This is a genomic window from Pseudoalteromonas sp. 1181_04, assembly GCF_052850545.1.
On sequence record NZ_VXCS01000081.1, the window covers coordinates 1 to 890 of the forward strand.

General features: G+C 43.5%; 1 pseudogene. It reads left to right on the plus strand.

Annotated elements, in window-relative coordinates:
• A pseudogene (locus tag FW757_RS23115) lies at window positions 1–890 on the plus strand (DDE-type integrase/transposase/recombinase); the annotation flags it as partial.

Here is an 890-nt window from a genome sequence, read left to right on the forward strand (position 1 = left end):
TAAAGGGCTTTATCCGCATCATATTAAGCAGTGGAAGCACGACTTTGCCCAAGGACCTACAACGAAACTAGCTAAATCAGACAGTAAACAGTTAAAGCAAGAAATAAAACAGCTGCAAAAAGAGCTTAATCGTAAAGATAAAGCCTTAGCTGAAACAGCGGCATTACTTGTTCTCAAAAAAAAAGCGGATGCCATTTGGGGTTTCAACGAGGACGATTAACGACGTCGACTGAGCGACATGAATTGATAAAGCTCATTACAGAAGCGCAGGATTCAGGGGCAAGGCAGAAGCCAGTGTGCGAATTACTTGGGCTAACGGCAAGAACGGTTCAGCGCTGGATGGCCGAAGATAAGATGGTAGACAAGCGAACTTGTACGGCAAAGCGGCCGCCCAATCAACTCACTGAGTTAGAGCGACAGCGTATTATCAAAACAGTCAATTCAGCTGAGTATGGGCATTTACCGCCGAGCAAAATAGTGCCCAAGTTGCTTGATAAAGGGGTATGGATAGCATCCGAGAGTTCGTTTTATCGGGTTATGAAACGTCACCACCTATTAACGCATAGAGAAAAAGTGAAGCCAAACAGGCAGGTAAAAAAACCAAAAGCACTCACAGCAACCAGTGTGAACGAAATTTACACATGGGATATTACATATTTGCCAACAACGGTTAAGGGCGAATTTTTATACTTGTATTTAGTGATGGATATTTTTAGTCGAAAAATTGTGGGATGGCAGGTTCACGATACACAGTTAAGTGCGCTAGCGGCTGATTTGATGACGGATATTTGCAGTCGAGAGCAAATAAAGCCAGAGCAAGTCACGTTACATTCGGATAATGGCAGCCCAATGAAAGGCGCTACATTATTGGCTACCTTGCAAGAATTAGG